Source organism: Methylobacterium sp. A49B, assembly GCF_053346215.1.
The window spans coordinates 1-19,059 of the sequence record NZ_JBKFBO010000125.1 but is presented as its reverse complement, the minus strand read 5'-3'; the positions used below and the strand labels follow the sequence as shown (position 1 = coordinate 19,059).

The 19,059-nt window shown below is 71.8% G+C and carries 21 protein-coding genes; 13 read left to right on the top strand and 8 right to left on the bottom strand.

The window, feature by feature from the left end:
- Positions 1-98: 98 nt before the first annotated feature.
- The 3 genes from ACLBX9_RS25335 to queC all read left to right on the top strand — a co-directional run bounded on the left by ACLBX9_RS25335 (position 99) and on the right by queC (position 2,216).
- Positions 99-1,052, top strand: coding sequence for a dihydrodipicolinate synthase family protein (locus ACLBX9_RS25335; RefSeq protein ID WP_010686922.1), 954 nt, complete (start codon positions 99-101; stop codon positions 1,050-1,052).
- Between the two features lie 98 nt (positions 1,053-1,150).
- The gene (gene queD, locus ACLBX9_RS25330; RefSeq protein WP_010686923.1) at positions 1,151-1,507 is read left to right on the top strand and encodes a 6-carboxytetrahydropterin synthase QueD; all 357 of its coding nucleotides are present in this window, start codon (positions 1,151-1,153) and stop codon (positions 1,505-1,507) included.
- Positions 1,497-2,216 (top strand): 7-cyano-7-deazaguanine synthase QueC, encoded by a 720-nt coding sequence (gene queC / locus ACLBX9_RS25325; protein WP_447720870.1) that lies wholly within the window; start codon positions 1,497-1,499, stop codon positions 2,214-2,216. The genes queD and queC overlap by 11 nt, the downstream gene beginning before the upstream one ends.
- Here the strand turns inward: queC and ACLBX9_RS25320 are convergent.
- Complete coding sequence (locus ACLBX9_RS25320; protein WP_447720869.1) at positions 2,203-2,769, bottom strand: TetR/AcrR family transcriptional regulator; 567 nt, start codon at positions 2,767-2,769, stop codon at positions 2,203-2,205. The genes queC and ACLBX9_RS25320 overlap by 14 nt on opposite strands.
- 126 nt (positions 2,770-2,895) lie before the next feature.
- Here ACLBX9_RS25320 and ACLBX9_RS25315 point away from each other — a divergent pair, with 126 nt between their 5' ends.
- The 5 genes from ACLBX9_RS25315 to ACLBX9_RS25295 all read left to right on the top strand — a co-directional run bounded on the left by ACLBX9_RS25315 (position 2,896) and on the right by ACLBX9_RS25295 (position 7,743).
- Positions 2,896-3,864, top strand: coding sequence for a quinoprotein relay system zinc metallohydrolase 2 (locus ACLBX9_RS25315; protein ID WP_447720868.1), 969 nt, complete (start codon positions 2,896-2,898; stop codon positions 3,862-3,864).
- A 41-nt stretch (positions 3,865-3,905) separates the two neighbouring features.
- On the top strand, positions 3,906-4,745 hold the full coding sequence (locus ACLBX9_RS25310; protein ID WP_010686927.1) for a quinoprotein dehydrogenase-associated SoxYZ-like carrier: 840 nt from the start codon (positions 3,906-3,908) through the stop codon (positions 4,743-4,745).
- A gap of 18 nt (positions 4,746-4,763) precedes the next feature.
- Positions 4,764-5,345, top strand: coding sequence for a rhodanese-like domain-containing protein (locus tag ACLBX9_RS25305; RefSeq protein ID WP_447720867.1), 582 nt, complete (start codon positions 4,764-4,766; stop codon positions 5,343-5,345).
- A gap of 219 nt (positions 5,346-5,564) precedes the next feature.
- The gene (panB, locus tag ACLBX9_RS25300) at positions 5,565-6,383 is read left to right on the top strand and encodes a 3-methyl-2-oxobutanoate hydroxymethyltransferase (protein ID WP_010686929.1); all 819 of its coding nucleotides are present in this window, start codon (positions 5,565-5,567) and stop codon (positions 6,381-6,383) included.
- Positions 6,384-6,606: 223 nt separating this feature from the next.
- Positions 6,607-7,743 carry an HPP family protein gene (locus tag ACLBX9_RS25295; RefSeq protein WP_010686930.1) on the top strand — a complete coding sequence of 379 codons (1,137 nt, stop codon included), beginning with the start codon at positions 6,607-6,609 and terminating at the stop codon, positions 7,741-7,743.
- Between the two features lie 213 nt (positions 7,744-7,956).
- On the opposite strand, the gene ACLBX9_RS25290 is transcribed toward ACLBX9_RS25295, so the two are convergent.
- Entirely contained in the window at positions 7,957-8,952 is a 996-nt protein-coding gene (locus ACLBX9_RS25290) for an NUDIX hydrolase (protein ID WP_010686931.1), read from the bottom strand.
- A gap of 230 nt (positions 8,953-9,182) precedes the next feature.
- Between ACLBX9_RS25290 and thiE the strand changes: the two genes are divergently transcribed.
- The 3 genes from thiE (at position 9,183) to ACLBX9_RS25275 (ending at position 11,448) form a co-directional block, all read left to right on the top strand.
- Positions 9,183-9,893: a thiamine phosphate synthase gene (gene thiE, locus ACLBX9_RS25285; protein ID WP_447720866.1), complete on the top strand. Its 711-nt coding sequence runs from the start codon at positions 9,183-9,185 to the stop codon at positions 9,891-9,893.
- Positions 9,890-10,699 carry a bifunctional hydroxymethylpyrimidine kinase/phosphomethylpyrimidine kinase gene (gene thiD, locus ACLBX9_RS25280; RefSeq protein ID WP_447720865.1) on the top strand — a complete coding sequence of 270 codons (810 nt, stop codon included), beginning with the start codon at positions 9,890-9,892 and terminating at the stop codon, positions 10,697-10,699. Before thiE ends, thiD begins: the two co-directional genes overlap by 4 nt.
- Before the next feature lie 122 nt (positions 10,700-10,821).
- A complete protein-coding gene (locus ACLBX9_RS25275) occupies positions 10,822-11,448 on the top strand; it encodes a helix-turn-helix domain-containing protein (RefSeq protein ID WP_447720864.1) in 627 nt (208 codons plus the stop codon).
- Positions 11,449-11,455: 7 nt separating this feature from the next.
- On the opposite strand, the gene ACLBX9_RS25270 is transcribed toward ACLBX9_RS25275, so the two are convergent.
- The 5 genes from ACLBX9_RS25270 to ACLBX9_RS25250 form a co-directional block, all read right to left on the bottom strand.
- The gene (locus tag ACLBX9_RS25270) at positions 11,456-12,037 is read right to left on the bottom strand and encodes an ABC-type transport auxiliary lipoprotein family protein (RefSeq protein WP_447720863.1); all 582 of its coding nucleotides are present in this window, start codon (positions 12,035-12,037) and stop codon (positions 11,456-11,458) included.
- A 121-nt stretch (positions 12,038-12,158) separates the two neighbouring features.
- The gene (locus ACLBX9_RS25265; protein WP_010686936.1) at positions 12,159-13,241 is read right to left on the bottom strand and encodes an MlaD family protein; all 1,083 of its coding nucleotides are present in this window, start codon (positions 13,239-13,241) and stop codon (positions 12,159-12,161) included.
- A gap of 98 nt (positions 13,242-13,339) precedes the next feature.
- A complete protein-coding gene (locus tag ACLBX9_RS25260; RefSeq protein WP_010686937.1) occupies positions 13,340-14,149 on the bottom strand; it encodes an ABC transporter ATP-binding protein in 810 nt (269 codons plus the stop codon).
- An 11-nt stretch (positions 14,150-14,160) separates the two neighbouring features.
- Positions 14,161-15,300 carry an ABC transporter permease gene (locus ACLBX9_RS25255; protein WP_447720862.1) on the bottom strand — a complete coding sequence of 380 codons (1,140 nt, stop codon included), beginning with the start codon at positions 15,298-15,300 and terminating at the stop codon, positions 14,161-14,163.
- A gap of 52 nt (positions 15,301-15,352) precedes the next feature.
- Positions 15,353-16,525 (bottom strand): MFS transporter, encoded by a 1,173-nt coding sequence (locus ACLBX9_RS25250; RefSeq protein WP_447720861.1) that lies wholly within the window; start codon positions 16,523-16,525, stop codon positions 15,353-15,355.
- A 151-nt stretch (positions 16,526-16,676) separates the two neighbouring features.
- On the opposite strand from ACLBX9_RS25250, the gene ACLBX9_RS25245 reads away from it, so the two are divergent.
- Together ACLBX9_RS25245 and ACLBX9_RS25240 are read left to right on the top strand one after the other, a co-directional pair.
- Positions 16,677-17,651, top strand: a complete 975-nt coding sequence (locus tag ACLBX9_RS25245) for a hypothetical protein (RefSeq protein ID WP_447720860.1) — start codon at positions 16,677-16,679, stop codon at positions 17,649-17,651.
- 67 nt (positions 17,652-17,718) lie between these two features.
- A complete protein-coding gene (locus ACLBX9_RS25240; RefSeq protein WP_447720880.1) occupies positions 17,719-18,159 on the top strand; it encodes a DUF1489 family protein in 441 nt (146 codons plus the stop codon).
- Between the two features lie 338 nt (positions 18,160-18,497).
- On the opposite strand, the gene ACLBX9_RS25235 is transcribed toward ACLBX9_RS25240, so the two are convergent.
- A partial coding sequence (locus ACLBX9_RS25235; RefSeq protein WP_447720859.1) for a hypothetical protein occupies positions 18,498-19,059 on the bottom strand: 562 nt, incomplete at its 5' end.

Sequence of the window (19,059 nt, the reverse complement as noted above, 5' to 3'; positions counted from 1 at the left end):
TTGCCAGGATCGCGGCCGGCTGCCATGGAGGGGCGCGCCACCCCGCGAGGCCCGCACGGCCGGCCGGGGCGATCCTCCTCACAGCAGACGAGCCGGCGATGGCCTCCGACCGACACATCTTCTCCGGCACGATCCCGGCCCTGATGACGCCCTGCCGTTCGGACCGGACGCCCGACCTCGACGCCCTCGCGCGCAAGGGGCGGGAACTCGTCGATGCCGGCATGTCGGCGGTCGTCTATTGCGGCTCGATGGGCGACTGGCCGCTGCTCACCGACGAGGAGCGGATGGCAGGCGTCGAGCGGCTGCTCGCCGCCGGCGTCCCGGTGATCGTCGGGACCGGCGCGCAGAACCCGAAGCGGGCCGCGGCGCTCGCGGCGCACGCCAAGGCGGCCGGCGCCCACGGCCTGATGATCATCCCGCGGGTCCTGTCGCGCGGCAGCTCGGCCGCGGCCCAGGAGGCGCATTTCGCCGGCATCCTGGAGGCGGCCGTCGACCTTCCGTCGGTGATCTACAACAGCCCCTATTATGGGTTCGAGACCCGGGCGGACCTGTTCTTCCGCCTGCGCGCCCGCTACCCGCACCTCGTCGGCTTCAAGGAATTCGGCGGCGCGGCCTCGCTTACCTACGCGGCCGAGTACATCACCGGCCAGTCGCCCGACATCACCCTGATGGTCGGGGTGGATACCCAGGTGGTGCACGGCTACGTCAATTGCGGCGCCCGGGGCGCCATCACGGGCATCGGTAACGTGCTGCCGCGGGAGGTGCTCCACCTCGTCGCCCTGTGCGAGAAGGCCGCCACGGGCGACGTCCAGGCCCGGCGCCGGGCCGAGGAACTCGACGCCGCGCTGGCGATCCTGTCGAGCTTCGACGAGGGGACGGATCTCGTCCTCTACTACAAGCACCTCATGGTGCTGGAGGGGAACCCGGACTACGCGCTCCACTTCAACGCCACCGACGCGCTGAGCGCCGGCCAGCGCCACTACGCGGAGACGCAGCTACGCCTGTTCAAGGCGTGGTACGCGCAGTGGTCGGAGGCCGGCGCCGGGGCCTGATCCTCAGCCATCTCGGCATGCAGGGCAGCCCATCTTTGCGCGGGACCGCCCGTCGGCGCTATGGCGGGGGCGAGATCGGCCACAGCCCGCGAACCCCCATGAAGATCACCCAAGCCTTCACCTTCGAGGCGGCCCACCGGCTGCCGAACGTGCCCGAGACGCATCGCTGCCACCGGATGCACGGGCATTCCTACCGGGTCGAGCTGACGGTCGCCGGCCCGGTCGATCCGCACACCGGCTGGGTCATCGACTTCTACGACATCGAGAGCATCTTCGGGCCGCTGCTCGCCCGGCTCGATCACCACTGCCTCAACGAGATCGAGGGGCTGGAGAATCCGACCGCGGAGAACATCGCGGCCTGGATCTGGCATCGGCTGCGGCCAGACCTTCCGGGGCTCGCGCGGGTGCGCGTCGCCGAGACACCGATGTCCTGGGCCGAGTACGATGGCGAATGAGACCGCGATCGCCGGGGACCGCGCCGCGCTGGTGCTGTTCTCCGGCGGCCAGGATTCGGCGACCTGCCTCGCCTGGGCGCTGGAGCGGTTCGACCATGTCGAGACCTTGGGGTTCGACTACGGGCAGCGCCACCGGGTCGAACTCGACCGCCGCGCGGCCCTGCGGGAGGGCACGACGGGCTTGAACCCCGTCTGGGCAGCACGTCTCGGCGACGACCACACGCTCGCCCTCGACGCCCTCGGGCAGGTGTCGGAGACGGCGCTCACCCGGGAGGCCGCGATCGGCTACGAGGCCTCGGGCCTGCCCAACACCTTCGTGCCCGGCCGCAACCTCGTGTTCCTGACCTTCGCGGCGGCGCTCGCCTACCGGCGCGGTCTCCGCCACATCGTGGGCGGCATGTGCGAGACTGACTATTCCGGCTACCCGGACTGCCGGGACGACACCATCAAGGCCCTGCAGGTGGCGCTCAACCTCGGGATGGAGCGCCGCTTCGTGCTGCACACCCCGCTGATGTGGCTCGACAAGGCGCAGACCTGGGGCCTCGCCGAGAATCTCGGCGGCGGGGCGCTGGTCGACCTGATCGTCGAGGAGAGCCACACCTGCTACCTCGGGGAGCGCGGGCAGCGCCATCCCTGGGGCTACGGCTGCGGGACCTGCCCGGCCTGCCGGCTGCGGGCGGACGGCTACGCCCGCTTCACTGCGGCCTGAGGCCGTCGACCAGCACCGTCAGCGTCCCCCGGAACGCGTCGGGGCTCGCGAACAGGCGCTCCATCAGGAGCGCCCCCTCCAGGGTGGCAATCACGTAGCGGGCGAGCACCGCCGGGTCGGCGCCCGCACGGACGCTGCCATCTGCCTGGCCCGCCCGCAGGATTGTCTCCAGCCACGCGAGGTGATCCGCGAAGAAGGCCGCGATGTCCCGGCGCAGGCGCTCGGGCAGGGCCTCGCCCTCGATGGCCAGCGCGGCGCAGAGGCAGCCGAGCCCCTGCTCGACGCCGCCGAGATACAGCCGTCCATAGGCCTCGACCCGGCCCGGCCCGTCCGGCACGTCCCGGTGGATCGCCTCGAGGGCTGCGGCGTAGCGGGCGGCGTAGGCCGCCACCAGGGCGGCCCCGAGATCGACCTTGGTGGGGAAGTGGTGGTGGATGCTCGCCTTGCGGATGCCCACCGCCTCCGCGAGATCGGCGTAGCTGAAGCCCGCATAGCCTCGCCCCCGGACCAGGACCTCGGCCTGAATCAGCAACTCGGCACGGGTATCCCTCATCGCGGCGATCGTCTCTCCGGCTCACGCGAACGTGGGGCCCGTCGTGCCCCCAATCCAGATCCGCCCCTTGACGGTCCAGCAATCTACCTACTTAATGGTAGACAATCAAGATCGGGAGGTTCTGGCATGACGGCGTCCGCCGTCCATCTGCGGAAATCCGCCGCCGGCCGCACGCTGTCGCGGCGGCACGCCCTGTTCGGCGGCCTCTGCCTGTGCTGCCTGCCGACCCTCGGCCGCGCCGCCGAGAGCTTCACGATGGAGGAGGTCGGCCCCGGCATCTTCGTCCGGAAGGGCCTGATCGCCGACGCTACGCCCGACAACGCCGACGCCATCGCCAATATCGGCTTCCTCATCGGCAAGAGCGGCGTGCTCGTCACGGAATCCGGGGGCAGCCTCGCCGACGGCCAGTGGCTGCGGGCCGAGATCGCCAAGCGCACGGACAAGCCGGTCACCCACGTGGTGCTGACCCATGTCCATCCGGACCACGTGTTCGGGGCAGGGGCCTTCGTCCAGGACAAGCCGGTCTTCATCGGTCATGCCAAGCTTGCCGAGGCGCTGTCGGCGCGGGGCGAATTCTACCGCAAGCGGCTGATCGATCTCCTCGGCGAGGATCGGACCGGGCCGGTGGTGTACCCCACCATGGCGGTGGACGACACGGCCGAGATCGACCTCGGCGACCGGCGCCTGACCTTCACGGCGCACGGGCCGGCGCACACCACGTCGGACCTGTCGATGATCGATTCGGGGAGCGGGCTGCTGTTCCCCGCCGACCTGCTGTTCGTGAACCGCATCCCCTCCCTCGACGGCAGCCTGAAGGGCTGGCTCAAGGAGGCCGAACGCCTGAAGGCCATGGGCCCGACTCGGGCGGTGCCGGGACACGGGCCGGTCGCGGTCGACCTCGCCCCAGCGCTCGCCGACCTCACCGGCTACCTGACGGCGCTCCGCGACGGCACCCGGGCGGCGATCGCCAAGGACGTGCCGATCGAGAAGGCGGTCACGACCGTGGCCGCGCAGCAGAAGGACAAGTGGGCCCTGTTCGACACCTACAACGGCCGCAACGTCACCGTGGCCTACCAGGAACTCGAGTGGGAATAGCGTTTCGCGTCGCCATATCAGAACCAATCGGGAGACACGCCATGATGAACAGGTTCGGCAAGACCATCCCCACGCTCGCCCTCGGCCTCGCCCTGGCGACGACGACCCTGGCCGGCCCCCTGGTCGTGGCGGCGCAGGCCGCCGGCGCCTCCGACACCGATCAGGAGCGGGCGGCCCGCTGGCAGGAGATCGCCAAGTCGATCTTCGGCGATCGCCAGATTGCCCAGACCGACAGCCTCGTGAAGATCGACGCGCCGGCCCGGGCGCTGGACGCTGCCCTGGTGCCGATCACCCTGACCATGCCGAAGGACGGGCAGATCAAGGCGGTCTCGCTGATCATCGACGACAACCCGGCACCCTACGCCGCCAAGTTCGAGTTCGGACCCGCGGCCGATCCGGCCGAGCTGAAGCTGCGCGTGCGGGTCAACAACTACACCGACATGCATGCCGTGGTGGAGACGCAGGACGGCAAGCTCTACGAGGCCAAGCAGTTCGTGAAGGCCTCCGGCGGCTGCTCGGCCCCCATGGGCATGAGCGACGAGGAGGCCATGAAGGGCATGGGCGACATGCGCATGAAGTTCGCCGACGCCCAGCCCGGCAAGCCCGTGGAGGCGACGCTGATGGTCCGCCACCCGAATTTTTCGGGCATGCAGATGAACCAGGTCACCCGCGACTTCACGCCGGCGCGCTACATCGACAAGCTCACCGTCTCGGCCGGCGACCAGAAGGTCTTCACCATGACGGGCGACATCTCGATCTCCTCGAATCCGGTGATCAACTTCGCCTTCAAGCCGGACGGCAAGCCGATCCAGGTGGCGGCCTCCGACAATCAGGGCGGACGCTGGCAGCACAGCTTCAACCCGCCGGGCCCGACGAACTGAGCGATGCGGGAGCACCACATGATCGGCCGGATCGCGGCGGCCTGCGCCGCGCTTCTCTGCCTCGCCGCCGCGCCGGCCGATTCCCCGGTCAACGTGCCCGAGCCGGAGGGCCTCTATGCCGGCCCGCCGAAGGGCTACACGCCGCCGACCCTCAAGGGCGCCGCGGTGGTCGACGCCGACGCCGTCGCCGCACTGACGGCCGGGCCGGACAAGCCGGTGCTGATCGACGTGGCAGCGCCGGACCGCAAGCCGTCGAACTTCCCCGAAGGCCGGCTCTGGCTGCCGGTGCATCCCTCGATTCCAGGCGCGATCTGGATGCCGGAAGCCGGGGCCGAGCCCCTGGCGCCAGAGCGTGAGGCGCTGTTCTACGACCGCGTCGCGGAGCTGACCGGGGGCGACAAGGCCAAGCCGGTGGTGGTGTTCTGCCACGTGGAGTGCTGGGGCAGCTGGAATGCCGGCAAGCGCCTCGTCCGGAAGGGCTATACCGGCGTGCGCTGGTTCCCCGAGGGCGTCGAGGGCTGGCAGGAGAAGCACGAGACCGCAAACCTGCGCGTCGATCCGGCCTGGAAGGCGGCGGGCGAGCCCCAGGCGGGGCGCTGACCCGCGCGGCCGGGCGGTGTAAGAGGAAGCGCCCCGCTCGCATGTGAGGCTCGAGGTTATTCAACAACCGGACCGGGCTCTCTCCTCCCCCTTGTGGGGAGGAGTTGGAGGTGGGGGTGGTGCAGGATCAAGCGTAACGGTGCCTTCTGCACCACCCCCACCCCTCGCCCCTCCCCACAAGGGGGAGGGGAAACGCCCGAGCCAAAAGGGATCTGAACCATGTCGCAGGTCGTGCAGTCCCGCCGACTCCGGGCGATCGATATCGGCAAGCGCAAGGCCGAGGGGCGCAAGATCACCGCGCTCACCGCCTACCACGCCCACACGGCCGGGATCGTCGACGCGTATTGCGATTTCATCCTCGTGGGCGATTCCCTCGGCATGGTGATGCACGGGATGGAGTCGACGATTCCCGTGACCCTGGAGATGATGATCCTCCAGGCCCAGGCGGTGATCCGCGGCACGTCGAAGGCCCTGGTGGTGGTCGACATGCCGTTCGGCTCCTACGAGGCGAGCCGCGAGCAGGCCTTCCTCAACGCCTCCCGGGTGCTCAAGGAGACGGGCGCCGGCGCGATCAAGATGGAGGGCGGCGCGCACTTCGCCGAGACCGTAGCGTTCCTGGTCCAGCGCGGGGTGCCGGTCATGGGCCATATCGGCCTCACGCCCCAGGCGGTGAACACGATGGGCGGCTTCAAGGTGCAGGGCCGGGCGCCCGACGACGAGCGCCGCCTCCTGGAGGATGCGCGGGCGATCTCCGAGGCCGGCGCCTTCGCGATCGTGCTGGAGGGGATCGTCGAGCCGGTGGCGCGGGCGATCGCGACCTCGCCGCGGGTCACGGCCGCCACGATCGGCATCGGCGCGTCGGCGGTCTGCGACGGGCAGATCCTGGTGCTGGAGGACATGCTCGGCCTGTCGGAGCGGACGCCGAAATTCGTCCGCCAGTTCGGCTCGCTCCGCGCCCATATCGAGGGGGCCGTGAAGGCCTACGCGGAGGAGGTGCGGGCCGGCCGATTCCCCGCGGACGATCACACCTACGGGTAGGCGACCCGGAGAGGAGCGCGTCAACCGCCTCTCTCGCACAGCTCATCCGGCACCGGCCTCTGAAGCGTCATGCCCGCTCTGCCTCGCTGACGGGCATGGCGCCTAAACCTGTTGCAATTCCGTCCCCGGTCCGTATCGTCCATCTGGTATACCAGACCTCCGCGTCGACAGCCGCGGTGGTTGCCGACGGGGTCGGCGGGTCGAGCAAGCGAAGGGCGCGCGGATGTCCAACACGGTTGGCCCAGAGAACCGAGCCAACCGGGTGCCCGGGTTCCAGCTGTTCAGGCCGATCCTCGCGGGGGCGACCCTGCGGGAGCGCCTCATCGCCTGCCTGGGCGCGCTGGCCGGCATCACACTCACCGGCCTGATCTGCGGCTGGTTCTTCGGTCAGGGCCCCCATATCCCGCTCATCGTCGCCCCGATGGGCGCCTCGGCTGTCCTGCTGTTCGCCGTGCCGGCGAGCCCGCTCGCGCAGCCCTGGTCGATCATCGGCGGCAACACGATCTCGGCGTTCATGGGCGTGCTGGCCGCCCACCTCATCACGAACCCGGTGGTGGCGATCGGCGTCGGCGTGTCGCTGGCCATCGCGGCGATGTCGCTCACGCGCTGCCTCCATCCGCCCGGAGGCGCGGCCGCCCTGACGGCGCTGATCGGCGGGCCGGCCGTCACCTCGGCCGGGTTCCTGTTCCCGCTGTTCCCGGTCTGCATCAACTCGGTGATCCTGGTCGCGCTGGGCGTCGCGTTTCACAAGATCTCGCGCCGCAACTACCCGCACGTGCCGGCGGCGGCGCCGGTCAACACGCACGGGACGGCCGACTTGCCGCCGTCGATCCGGGTCGGCTTCAGGCCGGAGGATGTCGACGCGGCCCTGCTCGCCCTGCACGAGACCCTCGACATCGACCGGGAGGATCTGGACCAGCTCCTGCGGCAGGTGGAGGCGCACGCGCTCCTGCGCACGCAGGGCACCCTGACCTGCGGCGCGGTGATGTCGCGCGACGTGGTGACCGTCGCGCTGGACAGCTCCGCCGAGCGGGCGCGGGACCTCCTGCTCGCCCACAACATCCGCACCCTGCCGGTGGTGGACGGGACTGGCCGGCTCGCCGGCACCCTTGGCCTGCGCGAGCTGACGCTGCGCGGCGACCGGGATGTCGCGTCGGCGATGTCGGAGGCCAGGACGGCCGCGCCGGACGAACCGGTGGTCGGGCTGATCGGCTCGCTGACCGACGGCCACACCCACGCGGTCGTGGTGACGGCCGAGGACCGCAGCATCCTCGGGATCATCACCCAGACCGACCTGCTCGCCACCCTGATGCGGCTGCTCTCGGCCAAGGCCTTCGCCACGCCCGAGACGGCGGCGTAGGCGCCTGATTCCTGCCGGTCCGGATCCTGGCCCGGTCGTTGCCTCTGGCGGAAGCCGAGCAACGCCGCGTCCGCAGGATCCCGCCGATGCAAGATGGATCGCTTCTCCAGACCCTGCTGCATGTCGCCCTGATGGCGTCGAGTATGATGCTCACGTGGCAGGTCTACCGCCTCCGCCGGCCCTGAGCACCTGAAGGGCGGGTCCGGACGGCTCTCACCCCACCCGCCGGGACGGCAGCCGCAGGCCCGGGGCCGGCCGCTCCAGCAGCACCTCCCTGCGGAAGCGCACGAGCCGCGCCGGACGGCCGGCGGCGCCGCTGGTGACGCTCTCGGTCTCCTCCACCAGCCCCTGCTGGGCCACGAGGCGTCGGAAGTTCTGCTTGTGCAGCTGCGTGCCCGAGAGCGCCTCGACGGTGCGCTGGAGCTGGAGCAGGGTGAACTCCGGCGGCATCAGCTCGAACACCACCGGGCGGTACTTGATCTTGCCGCGCAGGCGCCCGATCGCCGTGGCGAGAACCCGCCGGTGATCGAAGGCCATGGGCACGCCGGTGGGGTCGTTCGGGAGGGCCGGCCCCGGGTTGCCGCGAGCCTCCGGGATGAGGCCAGCCTCGAAGAGCAGCTCATAGCGCTCCAGAACCCGCTCCTCGTTCCAGGTGCCGCCGTTCATGCCGAAGGTGAGACCGAGGCGGTCGAGGCGGCGGGTCCGGACGGCGCAATCCTCGGGCTCGGCCGCCCAGGCGGCGAGGTGCGCCTCGATAGCGTCGAGCTGGCGCGGGCGGCCCTGCCGGAAATCCTCGTAGGGCAGGTAGCGGTACCAGTTCTGCCACGCCGCCTCGGCGATCCCGGCCGGCCGCTCCTCGCGGACCAGCGCGAGATAGGCCACCGACAGGGAGTGCACCGCCGCCATGTCGGAAGCTCCGGAGCGGTCGCGGTCGCCGAAGGTGTAGAGCTGCTCCACGTAGCCGAGGCGCTGGTGCGTCTGCCGCTCCACCCAGGCGCGCAGGCCGCGCTCCAGGGTCGCGTGCTCGGGGACCAGGGGCCCGGCCGGCAGGCCGTCGCCCCGGCCCGGCGCCTGATCGGGCACGCGGATCGTCAGGGCGCGCGGTTCCCCCCGCGTCGCGGCGACGATCACCGCGACGAGGCCTACGGAGGAGCGCTCCGGCGGGGCCTGCGCCCCGCGCGCACCCGTCTGCGCCGCGGCAACCGTCATCGTTCCTCGAAGTCCCTCGAAAACCTCTCCCCTCGGATACGCCGGAGCGGGTCCCACCTATAGGGGTACAGGATCGCCGCGCGTCAACGCCGCCGTATGACGGCGCCGATCCGCGATACTGGACCGAGACGCGCGACAGGAATGCTTGCCAAGCCCGCGGGGGCTGCCCAAACAGAAGCGCCCAGACGGGCCGGCACGGTGCCGGACGGGGCGGGGATCCAGCCACAGCGATGCCAGCCAGCGCGCGTTCTCCGGCGACCGGAAGCCGGGCGGTCGACCTGCGACTCTACGGCCTCCTCGACGTCGGCGTCTGCGGCGGCGACGGGGCGCGGCTGGCGGAGCTCGGTGCCGAGGCGGTGGCGGGGGGCTGCACGCTCCTTCAGTACCGCGAGAAGGACATCCCGGACGCCCGGGCCGCCCTGGCGCGGATCCGGGCGATCCGCGAGGCCGTGCGCGGCCGGGTACCGGTACTCGTCAACGACCGCATCGACCTCGCCCTCGCGGCGGACGCCGACGGCGTGCATCTCGGACAGAGCGACCTCCACCCCGCCGACGCGCGCCGCCTCCTGGGGGAGGGCGCGATCATCGGCCTCACCCTGAAGAAGGCCGCCCAGGCCGACGAGCTGTACCGGCTGCCCGTCGACTACGCCTGCATCGGTGGGGTCTTCGCCACCACCAGCAAGGACAACCCGGACCCGCCGGTCGGGCTCGAAGGCTTCGCCAGCATCGCGTTCCGGGCCCGCCTCGCCCGGGGTGCGGACCTGCCGCTCGGCGCCATCGCGGGCATCGGCGCGGACAACGCCGCCGCGGTGATCGCCGCCGGGGCGGATGGCGTCGCGGTGATCACCGCCCTGTTCGGCGCGGAGCCGGTCCGCCAGCGCGCCCGGGACCTGCGCGCGCGCATCGATGCGGCCCTGGCGGAGCGGGCGGGCGCCCGATGAGCGCCCCCATCGCGGTGACCATCGCGGGCTCGGATTCCGGCGGCGGCGCCGGCATCCAGGCGGACCTCAAGACGTTCTCGGCGCTGGGCGTCTACGGCGCCAGCGTGATTACGGCGCTGACCGCGCAGAACACCACGGGCGTCCAGGGCATCCACGACGTGCCGCCGGACTTCGTAGGCCGGCAGATCGACAGCGTGTTCTCCGACCTCGCCGTGCAGGCCGTGAAGATCGGCATGCTGTCGCAGACCGCGGTGATCGCGGCGGTTGCCGACGGCCTCGCGCGCCACGCCGGCGCGATCCCGATCGTCCTCGACCCCGTGATGGTCGCCACAAGCGGCGACCGGCTGATCGCCGACGACGCGGTGGCGGCGCTCCGGGCGCGGCTGCTGCCGCGGGCCGACCTGATCACCCCCAACCTGCCGGAGGCGGCGGTGCTTCTCGGCGAGGCGGTGGCCGAGGACGCGGCGACGGCGGTAGCCCAGGCCCGGCGGCTCGTGGCGCTCGGCGCCCGCGCGGTGCTGATCAAGGGCGGTCACGGAACAGGGCGCGAGAGCATCGACCATCTCGTGACGGCGGACGGGACCCTGCGGACCCTGGCGGCGCCGCGGATCGCGACCGCCAACACCCACGGGACCGGTTGCACCCTCTCGGCCGCGGTGGCGGCGGGCCTCGCCCACGGTCTGACGCTTCCGGAGGCTGTGGCGGATGCCAAGACCTACCTCACCGCCGCCCTCGCCGCGGCGGACCGGCTGGCGATCGGGGTGGGCCACGGCCCGGTCCATCACTTCCACGCCGTCTGGTTGTAGGGGGCGCGGCGCGGAGCTTTCGGTGGTTCCGTCCCGCGCGTGCCTTGCAACCGGTCGGTGATTGCGTTTGAAGAAGCGCACGATCGTTCGGATAACGGAACGGCGCAGGCGGACCGGTGACGATGCAGGATCAGGCGGAACGGCCCGACCGGGGGCGCGGGCGCGACCTGCTGACCGGCGCGCAGGTGCTCTCCGGCCAGCTCGGCAAGACCATCCAGCGGTTGCGCAAGGCTTACAACCTCTCGCTCTCGGAACTCGCCGAGCAGTCGGGCGTGGCCAAGTCGATCATCAGCCAGATCGAGCGCAACGAGACCAATCCGACGCTGGCGACGATCTGGCGGCTGTCGCAGGCGCTGGACGTGTCGATCGAGCGGGTGCTGGCTGCGGGCGACGAGGAGCCCTTCATCGAGAAGACCTCGCGGGCGGACACGCCGATCCTCGTCTCCGAGGACGGCAAGGTACGGTTGGCGATCATCGGGTGGCTCAAGACGATCGAGTGGCTGCAATGGTACGAGGTCACGGCCGATCCCGGCGGCGTCCTCGACTCCGACCCGCACCAGCGCGGCTCGGTGGAATCGCTGTCCGTCTCGGAGGGGGCGTTCGAGGTCGAGATCGGCGGCACCGTGCAGCGGGCGCGGGCCGGCGAGACCCTGCGCTACCGCTGCGACCGCCCCCACCTCGTGCGCTGCACCGAGGGACCGGCCCGGGCCATCATGGTGGTGATCATGAAGGCCGCGGTGATGGAGTGAGGCGCCCTCAGCGCCCGGTGTTCACCCAGCGCACCACGTCGGCCAGCACGGTGGACAGCGCCTGATCGAGGGCGTGGGCGCCGTTGCCCGAATCGATCTTCCCCACCGGTACGCGAGCCGTGAAGATCCGCGCGGCCACCACCTTGCCGGTGCCGTCCGCCACGAGCTTCAGCGACAGGTCGACCACCGCCTCGCCGGTCCCGGCCTGGACGTCGAAGGCGCGGATCTCGCTGATCAGCTGGTAATCCGCCACGACCTTGTCGCCGGGCCGGCTCACCGAGCGGAGCCGGCCGGAATTCTCGAGGCTCTGGATGATCCGGGTCTGGATCAGCCGCGGCAGCCGGTCGGCCCACTGGCCGCCCGCGAGGAACGAGAGCGCTCCCCCCGGCTCGCGCACGATGATCCGGTCCGCCTCGAAGGGCTGGATGCCCACCGGCTCCGAGACCGCGATGGACCGCCCGGCGGCCACCGCCCGCCCGGAGGGTGGCAGGGCCGCGAGATCGAAGGTGAGGGGCGCCGCACCGCCGCCGCAACCGCCCAGAAGGGCAGCGAGCAGCGCGGCGGCGGCGATGTGGGACGAGCGAACCATGCGCACAACCTGAGAGACCCCACCGTCGGGCGGCAGAGCTGTAAAAGCTATGCGGTTAAAACTAACCCGCTCCCGGATTCGTGTCGTGCGCCGGGACACATCGGCCCTGCAGAGGGCGATTTCAGCGACCGCCGTTGTATTCGGGCAACGATGGCTTCCCGCCGAAGATCACCTGGCTCGGATCGCGCTCCAGGCTGCGGACTGTGCGGTTGAGGGTGCTCAGCGTCCGCTGGCCGTCGCCCGACAGAGCCTCGACCTCCCGGCGGCCGGTGCCGCTCAGGCGGCCGAAATTGCTCGAGATGCTGGCGGTGCGCTTGTCGAGATTCTCCGACATGGTCCGGAAGGCCTTGCCGGCATCCCGCACGGAGATCGCGGCCGCGCGGATCTCCGCGAAGGTGCTGGAGCCCTCCTGGCCGGAGGCCGAGCCGAGGAAGCCCTGCGCGCCGTTGAGCACGGCGTCGATCTTGTCGGCCGAGGCGTTGAGCTTGGCGGCCAGGGATCGGGCATCGTGCAGGCCGGACTCGATGTCCGGGCTCGCCTTCGACAAGGCCTCCGAGAAGCGGTCGGCGTTGTCGATCACGTGGCCGAGCTTCACGCCGTCCACCGCCTTGACCAGCGCCGAGATGTTCGGGCCGGCATCGGCGAGCGTCTTCGAGAAGGTCTCGACGTTGGTGAGCGAGCGGTTGATCGCGCCCTCGTTGGCGGAGACCAGCCGGTCGAGGCGGGCCAGCATGTCGTCTGCCCGCTGCGCCACCTGGCGCGCCAGCGCCATCATGTCCTGCATGTCGGAGGAGTCGGCGAAGATCGTCGGCGGCTCGCCGTTGGCCATCGGGGTCAGCACCGGCGCATCGGCATTGCCGCCCGACAGCGAGATCACCGAGACGCCGGTGAGCATCGCCGAGTCGAGGCGGGCGCGGGTGTCGGCCCGGAGCGGCGTCGCGGGCTCGACCTTGATCTGGGCCAGCACCCGGCGCGGATCCTGCGGGGCGAGGCGGATGTCGGTGACCTCGCCGACCTTGATGCCGTTGAAGTTCACGCTCGACCCTCGGGAGAGGCCGCCGACCGAGCCGGAGAAGACGATGCGCACCGTCTGGCTGACCTGCCGCGACGAGCCTCCGGAGAGCCACAGCACGGTGCCGAAGCCCGCCAGGATGACGGCGATGGTGAAGGCCCCGATGAGGGCGTAGTTCGCGCGGGTTTCCATGCGCTCAGCCTGCGGTTCTGGCCGGCGGACAGGGTCCGGCCGGGCCTCTGGCCCCGGTTCCCGAGTGGGAGCGGGGCGGGATCCGGGTGGGGCGCGGGTCAGACATGAGACGCCGCGCCGCCCGTGGCGATGGTCCGGGCGCGCTTGCCGTGGAAGTAGGAGCGCAGCCAGGGATGGTCGCTCGCCAGCATCTCGTCGATGGTCCCGGCCGCGATGATCTGGCCGTCGCCGAGCGCCGCGATGCGGTCGCAGGCGGTGTAGAGGCTGTCGAGGTCGTGGGTGACCATGAAGACGGTCAGTCCCAGCGTCTCCTTGAGGGTGGAGACGAGGTCGTCGAACTCGCCCGCGCCGATCGGGTCGAGGCCCGAGGTCGGCTCGTCGAGGAACAGGATCTCGGGGTCGAGCGCCAGGGAGCGGGCCAGCGCCGCGCGCTTGATCATGCCCCCTGACAGTTCCGAGGGCAGCTTGTCGGCGGCGTCGGGCTTCAGGCCGACCATCTCGATCTTGAGGCGGGCGAACTCGTCGAGCAGGCGCTCGGACAGGTTCAGGTGCTCGCGCATCGGCACCTGGATGTTCTGCTTGACGGTGAGCGCCGAGAACAGGGCGCCCTGCTGGAACAGCACGCCCCAGCGCTGCTCCATCCGGCGCCGCTCGGCGTAGGTGAGTTCGTCGACGTCGCGGCCGAACACCTCGATGGTGCCCGCCCGCTTCGGGTTGAGGCCGAGGATCGTCCGGGTGAGCACCGACTTGCCTTGCCCCGAAGGTCCGACGAACCCCAGGATCTCGCCGGCGCGGATGTCGAGGCTCAGGCCTTTCAGGATGTTGCGGTCGCGGAAGCCGACCACGAGGTCGCGCACGCGGATGATCGGGGAAGGGGCGGACCTCGGGGCATCCATCGGGGCGCTCATCGGGCCGGGTCTCAAAAATCGATCGCGGCGAAGAAGACCGCGAACAGGCCGTCGAGGACGATGACCATGAAGATGGACTTCACCACCGAGGCGGTGACGTGGCGGCCGAGCGATTCCGCCGAGCCTTCCACGGCGAAGCCCTCGATCGTGGCGATCACCCCGATGGTCAGCGCCATGAATGGCGCCTTGATCAGGCCGACCATCACGTGGTGGACGCCCACCGCCGCCTGGAGCCGGGCCAGGAACTGGTCGAGGGTCAGGCCGCCGTAGAGCATCGCGGTGAGGCCGCCGCCGGCGAGCGCCGCGAGGTCGCCGATCAGCGTCAGCATCGGCAGCCCGATCATCAGGGCGAGCACCCGGGGCACGATCAGGATCTCGACGGGGTCGAGGCCCATGACGCGCAGCGCGTCCACTTCCTCGCGCATGCGCATCGAGCCGATCTCGGCGGTGATCGCCGAGCCGGAGCGGCCGGCGACCATGATCGAGGTGAGCAGCACGCCCATCTCGCGCAGGATCAGGAGGCCGATCAGGTTGACCACGAAGGTCTGGGCGCCGAAGCGCTGGAGCTGGAAGATGCCCTGCTGGGCGACGATGCCACCGACCAGGAACGAGATCAGCACGATGATCGGCGTGCCGTTGAGCGCCACCTGCTGGATCTGGTTGATCAGGGCGTTGCCCCGGAAGGTGCCGGGTCGCAGGGCGACGCGCCCGCAGGCGGCGATCAGCTCGCCCAGGAAGGCGAGGGCGGTGACGAATTCCTGTGCGCCGCGCACCGTCTGCCGCCCGGTGGCGTCGAGGGCGCCGACGATCGGGCCGTGCCGCCGGGGCGGCATGGCCTCCGGCTCGCGCAGCCGGACCTCGCCGAGCAGGGTGCGGTGCTCCGGCCGCGCTCCGAGATAGGTGAGGGCGCCGCCCGCCTGCTCGATCTCGGCGCGGGTCCGCTCCAGCACCCAGGCGCCGAGCGTGTCGAGGCGCTCGATCCCCGAGAGGTCGACCGCCACCGGCCCGGCCCGGCCCGCCGCCGCGATGCGCGCCGCCGCCGCCTCGACGGTGGGTGCCTGGTCGGCGGTCCAGCGGCCGTCGAGCGCCAGCCGGCCGTCGGCCGGCCGGTCCCGCAGCGATGCGCCGAGAACGATGTTCTCGCTCAGCAAAAGACCTCACTCCTCGATCGAGGCGCCATCCTGACGGTCGGTTATGTCGACATTACGGTTGACGATCCGTGTCCGGCGTCGCGCCGGCCCGCCGCGACGCGAGGGCGAGCCCGAGGCCGGCGGCGGCGAGCGGCGCCATCAGCAGGAAGGCGAGGGGGCCGCCGGACCGGTAGGCCAGCCCGCTCGCCAGGGTGGCGACCACCGCGACGCTGGCATTGACCGCGCTGAGCGTCCCCTGGGCCCGGCCCCGGGCCCCGTCGGGGGCGTAGGCCGAGACCGCCGCCATGGCGCCGAGCTGCGTCGCCCCGAAGGTGAGGCCGTGCAGGCCTTGCAGCGGCACCAGGGCGGCGAGATGGTCGCCGAGGAGGAACATGCCGACGGCCCGCAGGATCGCCGCGCCGGCGCCGGCGCCGAGCAGCCGCACCGGGCTGCGCCACGCGGCGGGCAGGGCGGGCACGGCCGCGAACAGGGCGATCTCGGACAGGACGCCGACGGCCCAGAGCGATCCGACCCAGGCGGCCGCGATGCCGTGGTCGGTCCAGTAGATGCTGCCGAACCCGTAGATCGCGTTGTGGCTCGCCTGGATGGCGGCGGCCGCCCCGATGCAGAGCCACAACCTGCGCGGGAGGCGCGGCCGTCCGGCATCGCTGGACAAGAGGGGTAGGGCCGCCACCGAGCGGCTGCGCCACGCCACCCCGGCCGCCAGCAGGGCGAGGCCGGTGAGCAGCAGCGGCACCGCGAGCCGGCCGCCCAGGGCGGTGAGCAGCAGGCCGCCCGCGAGGTTCGCCAGCAGGAACGCGACGGAGCCCGCCATCCGGATCCGGGAATAGGCGAGGCGGGAATCCCGGCGCACGGCGGCCAGGGTCAGGTAGTCGATGCAGGGCACGAGGGGGGCGCCCGCGACGGCGTTGAGCACGATCAGCCCGGCCAGCAGGGGCCAGCCGATGCCGGCGGCGCCGGGCATCAGCGCGTAGGTCAGGCTCATGGCGAGGCTGCCGAGCAGGATCAGCCGGCGGGGGCCGAGGCCGCGGTCGAGCAGGCTCATCAGCGGCGCCGTGGCGGCGATCCGGGTGGCGATCGGCAGGGCGAGCAGCACGCCGATCAGCCCCGCGTCGAGGCCGAGGGTATCGAGCCACAGGGGCATGAACGGCATCGCGATGCCGATCTCGGTGAAGACGACGGCGTAGAGCAGCGACAGGCGCGCCGGGCCGGACGGGCGAGGCAAGGCGGGTCTCGGGGAGGCGGATCCGGGGCGCCCGGCGGCGGGGCCCGCCCGTAAGCGCCCGTTAAAGCCATCCTGTCAAATTGCGCGCTCCCGGGCCAGGCCCTGCGCCGGCCGTCCGCCGCTGCGCGCCTCGACCCGTTCAGGGAAGTCCATGTCCGGTCCCGCCTTACCGAGCCCCGACGCGTCGGCCGAGTACGAGACGATCGCGGCGGCGCTCGCCGCCACCGAGCGCGGGCGCTGGTTCCTGGCCGAGCATGGCCGCCGCAACCGGGGCGCCGACACCGAGATGCTGCTCGGCGCGATCGCCCGGCTGGAGCGGACCGTGACCGCGGATCGCGGCCACGAGGCGTTCGGGCACCTGCGCGGCAACCTCGTCGACATGGCCGACGCGATCAGCCGCACCAAGGCCGAGATCGCCGCGATCAGCGCCACCAACACCGAGCAGACCCGCCTGACCCAGGCCTCGCTGGCCCTCGACGCGATCGTCCGCGAGACCGAGCAGGCCACCTCCGACATCCTGGGATCCGCCGAGTCGATCCAGGAGGCGGCCTGGACCCTGCGCGAGCGCGGCGCCGACGCGCAGGCCTGCGACACCCTCGACCGGCACGCCACGGCGATCTACACCGCCTGCTCGTTCCAGGATCTGACCGCGCAGCGCACCGCCCGGATCGTCTACACCCTCCGCTACCTGGAGGACCGGCTGTCGGCGATGATCGCGATCTGGGGCAGCGAGGCCGCACCGATCCCGTCGCCGCCCGGCGCCCCCGACGCGGCGGCGGAGCCCGCGGACCTCTGCCAGAGCGACATCGACCGCTACATCGGCATGGACGTCCCGGCCGTGACGGCCGCCGCGCTGGTGGCGCGGCCCGGGAGCCCGCCTCTCCACGAGGATCTCGTGTTCCTGCCGGTCTCCGACGGGCGTGAGGCCGAGGCTGCTGCGGCGATCGACGGGGTCGCGGAGAGCGAGCCGGTCGCGGAGGCACCCGTCGGGGACGATCCCGAGCTGGACTGGGCCGCCCTGGTCGCGGCGACGCCCCTGCCGGCGCCGGCCGGCGAGGAGCCGGCTCTGAGCTTCGCCGAGATCGACGCGCTCCCGCCGGAGCAGAGGCTCGCGCTGTTCGCCTGAGAGGCGCGCCCGGACGCGGACCCTGCTATCAGGTCCGCCCCGTCGACAGTCGCGAGAACCCGTGTCCGTGGCCCTGCACCTGATCAAGCTCTGCGTCGGCCCCGCCTCGATCGCCGATCTCGAGGCGCGGCAGGCCCGGTTCCTGGCCGAGGCAGCGCGGGACGGCCGGCCCGCGGCGCCGTTCCACGTCACCCGGACCTTGCCCAAACGCCACGGCGAGATCACCGGACGCGGCTCGATCTACTGGGTGATCCGGGGCACGCTGTCCTGCCGCCAAGCGATCACCGCGATCGAACCGCTGACCGGCGAGGACGGGATCCCGCGCTGCCGGCTCGTCTTCGACCCGCGGCTCGTCCCGGTGGCGCCCCGCCCGTACCGCCCGTTCCAGGGCTGGCGCTACCTGACGGCCCGCGACGCACCGGCCGACCTCGGAGCGGGCACCTCGGGCGACCTCGCCGAGATGCCCGAGACCCTGCGGCGCGAGCTGGTCGGCCTCGGCCTGCTGTGAGGGGATGCGCCGAAGGCGCCAGCGTACAGAATTGCAGATGTCCGGCGCAATCCTCCCACCGTGTCCGGTCGCAGCCTCCGGCACCGACATCCTTGCGAGCGGAGCGAAGCAATCCAGGGCAACGCCACGCTGACCGGCGGTGCGCGGCCCTGGGTCGCTACGCTCGTGATGACGAGAGGGACGCGTCGATCGAGGCGTTCCATCGGAATCCGTATCGAAGACGCGCTCGGGCGACGCCCGAATGACCGCGGCCCGCCGATGGCGCCACCTCCGGGGAGGGGAAGACCGCCCCTCGCCCGGCGTACCGCCGGAACCGATCTCCGTTCCGGCGCGGACGACTACGCCCCGTCGAAGCGCCCGCTGGCATGGGCCAGCATGGTGTAGACCTTGCCGGTCTCCGAGGTGAGGTAGGCGTCGGTCCGCTTGGCGTCGCTGTCGTTCTTGACCACGTCGCCGAGCAGGCGTTCGAACTCGCTGACGTAGCGGTCGACGCTGCGGCGGAACTCCGTGTCGGTCCGATACCGGCGCTGGATCTCCGCGAAGGTCGCCCGGCCCTGCGGGGTGTAGATCCGCGGGTCGAACAGGTTCGGCTCGCCGCGGCGGTAGCGCTCCCAGAGATCGACCGCGGTCCGGTGCTCGATCATCTTGGCGATGTCGGTGGAGATCGTGTCGAGGGCGATCCGCCCGGTCTCGGCCGCGGCGACCGGGGCGCGGCGGGCGGAGGGCGCGGTCGCGGCCGGCGCCTCGGCCGCGGGTGCAGCCTCCTCGTCGTCGTCCAGGGACGCGCGGGTGAGCAGATCCGACAGCCAGCCGCGCTTGTCCCCGGCCTGCGCGGGGCCGGCGGGACGAGACGGGGCGGCCGGACGGGACGCCTCGACCCGGGCCGGACCGGCCGCGGCG

Coding starts and splice junctions, on each gene's coding strand:
- thiE (WP_447720866.1), top strand. CDS start 9,183: ATGCCAGCCAGCGCGCGTTCTCCGGCGACCGGAAGCCGGGCGGTCGAC.
- ACLBX9_RS25275 (WP_447720864.1), top strand. CDS start 10,822: ATGCAGGATCAGGCGGAACGGCCCGACCGGGGGCGCGGGCGCGACCTG.
- thiD (WP_447720865.1), top strand. CDS start 9,890: ATGAGCGCCCCCATCGCGGTGACCATCGCGGGCTCGGATTCCGGCGGC.
- ACLBX9_RS25260 (WP_010686937.1), bottom strand. CDS start 14,149: ATGAGCGCCCCGATGGATGCCCCGAGGTCCGCCCCTTCCCCGATCATC.
- queD (WP_010686923.1), top strand. CDS start 1,151: ATGAAGATCACCCAAGCCTTCACCTTCGAGGCGGCCCACCGGCTGCCG.
- ACLBX9_RS25305 (WP_447720867.1), top strand. CDS start 4,764: ATGATCGGCCGGATCGCGGCGGCCTGCGCCGCGCTTCTCTGCCTCGCC.
- ACLBX9_RS25315 (WP_447720868.1), top strand. CDS start 2,896: ATGACGGCGTCCGCCGTCCATCTGCGGAAATCCGCCGCCGGCCGCACG.
- ACLBX9_RS25320 (WP_447720869.1), bottom strand. CDS start 2,769: ATGAGGGATACCCGTGCCGAGTTGCTGATTCAGGCCGAGGTCCTGGTC.
- ACLBX9_RS25290 (WP_010686931.1), bottom strand. CDS start 8,952: ATGACGGTTGCCGCGGCGCAGACGGGTGCGCGCGGGGCGCAGGCCCCG.
- ACLBX9_RS25245 (WP_447720860.1), top strand. CDS start 16,677: ATGTCCGGTCCCGCCTTACCGAGCCCCGACGCGTCGGCCGAGTACGAG.
- ACLBX9_RS25295 (WP_010686930.1), top strand. CDS start 6,607: ATGTCCAACACGGTTGGCCCAGAGAACCGAGCCAACCGGGTGCCCGGG.
- ACLBX9_RS25335 (WP_010686922.1), top strand. CDS start 99: ATGGCCTCCGACCGACACATCTTCTCCGGCACGATCCCGGCCCTGATG.
- panB (WP_010686929.1), top strand. CDS start 5,565: ATGTCGCAGGTCGTGCAGTCCCGCCGACTCCGGGCGATCGATATCGGC.
- ACLBX9_RS25270 (WP_447720863.1), bottom strand. CDS start 12,037: ATGGTTCGCTCGTCCCACATCGCCGCCGCCGCGCTGCTCGCTGCCCTT.
- queC (WP_447720870.1), top strand. CDS start 1,497: ATGGCGAATGAGACCGCGATCGCCGGGGACCGCGCCGCGCTGGTGCTG.
- ACLBX9_RS25310 (WP_010686927.1), top strand. CDS start 3,906: ATGATGAACAGGTTCGGCAAGACCATCCCCACGCTCGCCCTCGGCCTC.
- ACLBX9_RS25265 (WP_010686936.1), bottom strand. CDS start 13,241: ATGGAAACCCGCGCGAACTACGCCCTCATCGGGGCCTTCACCATCGCC.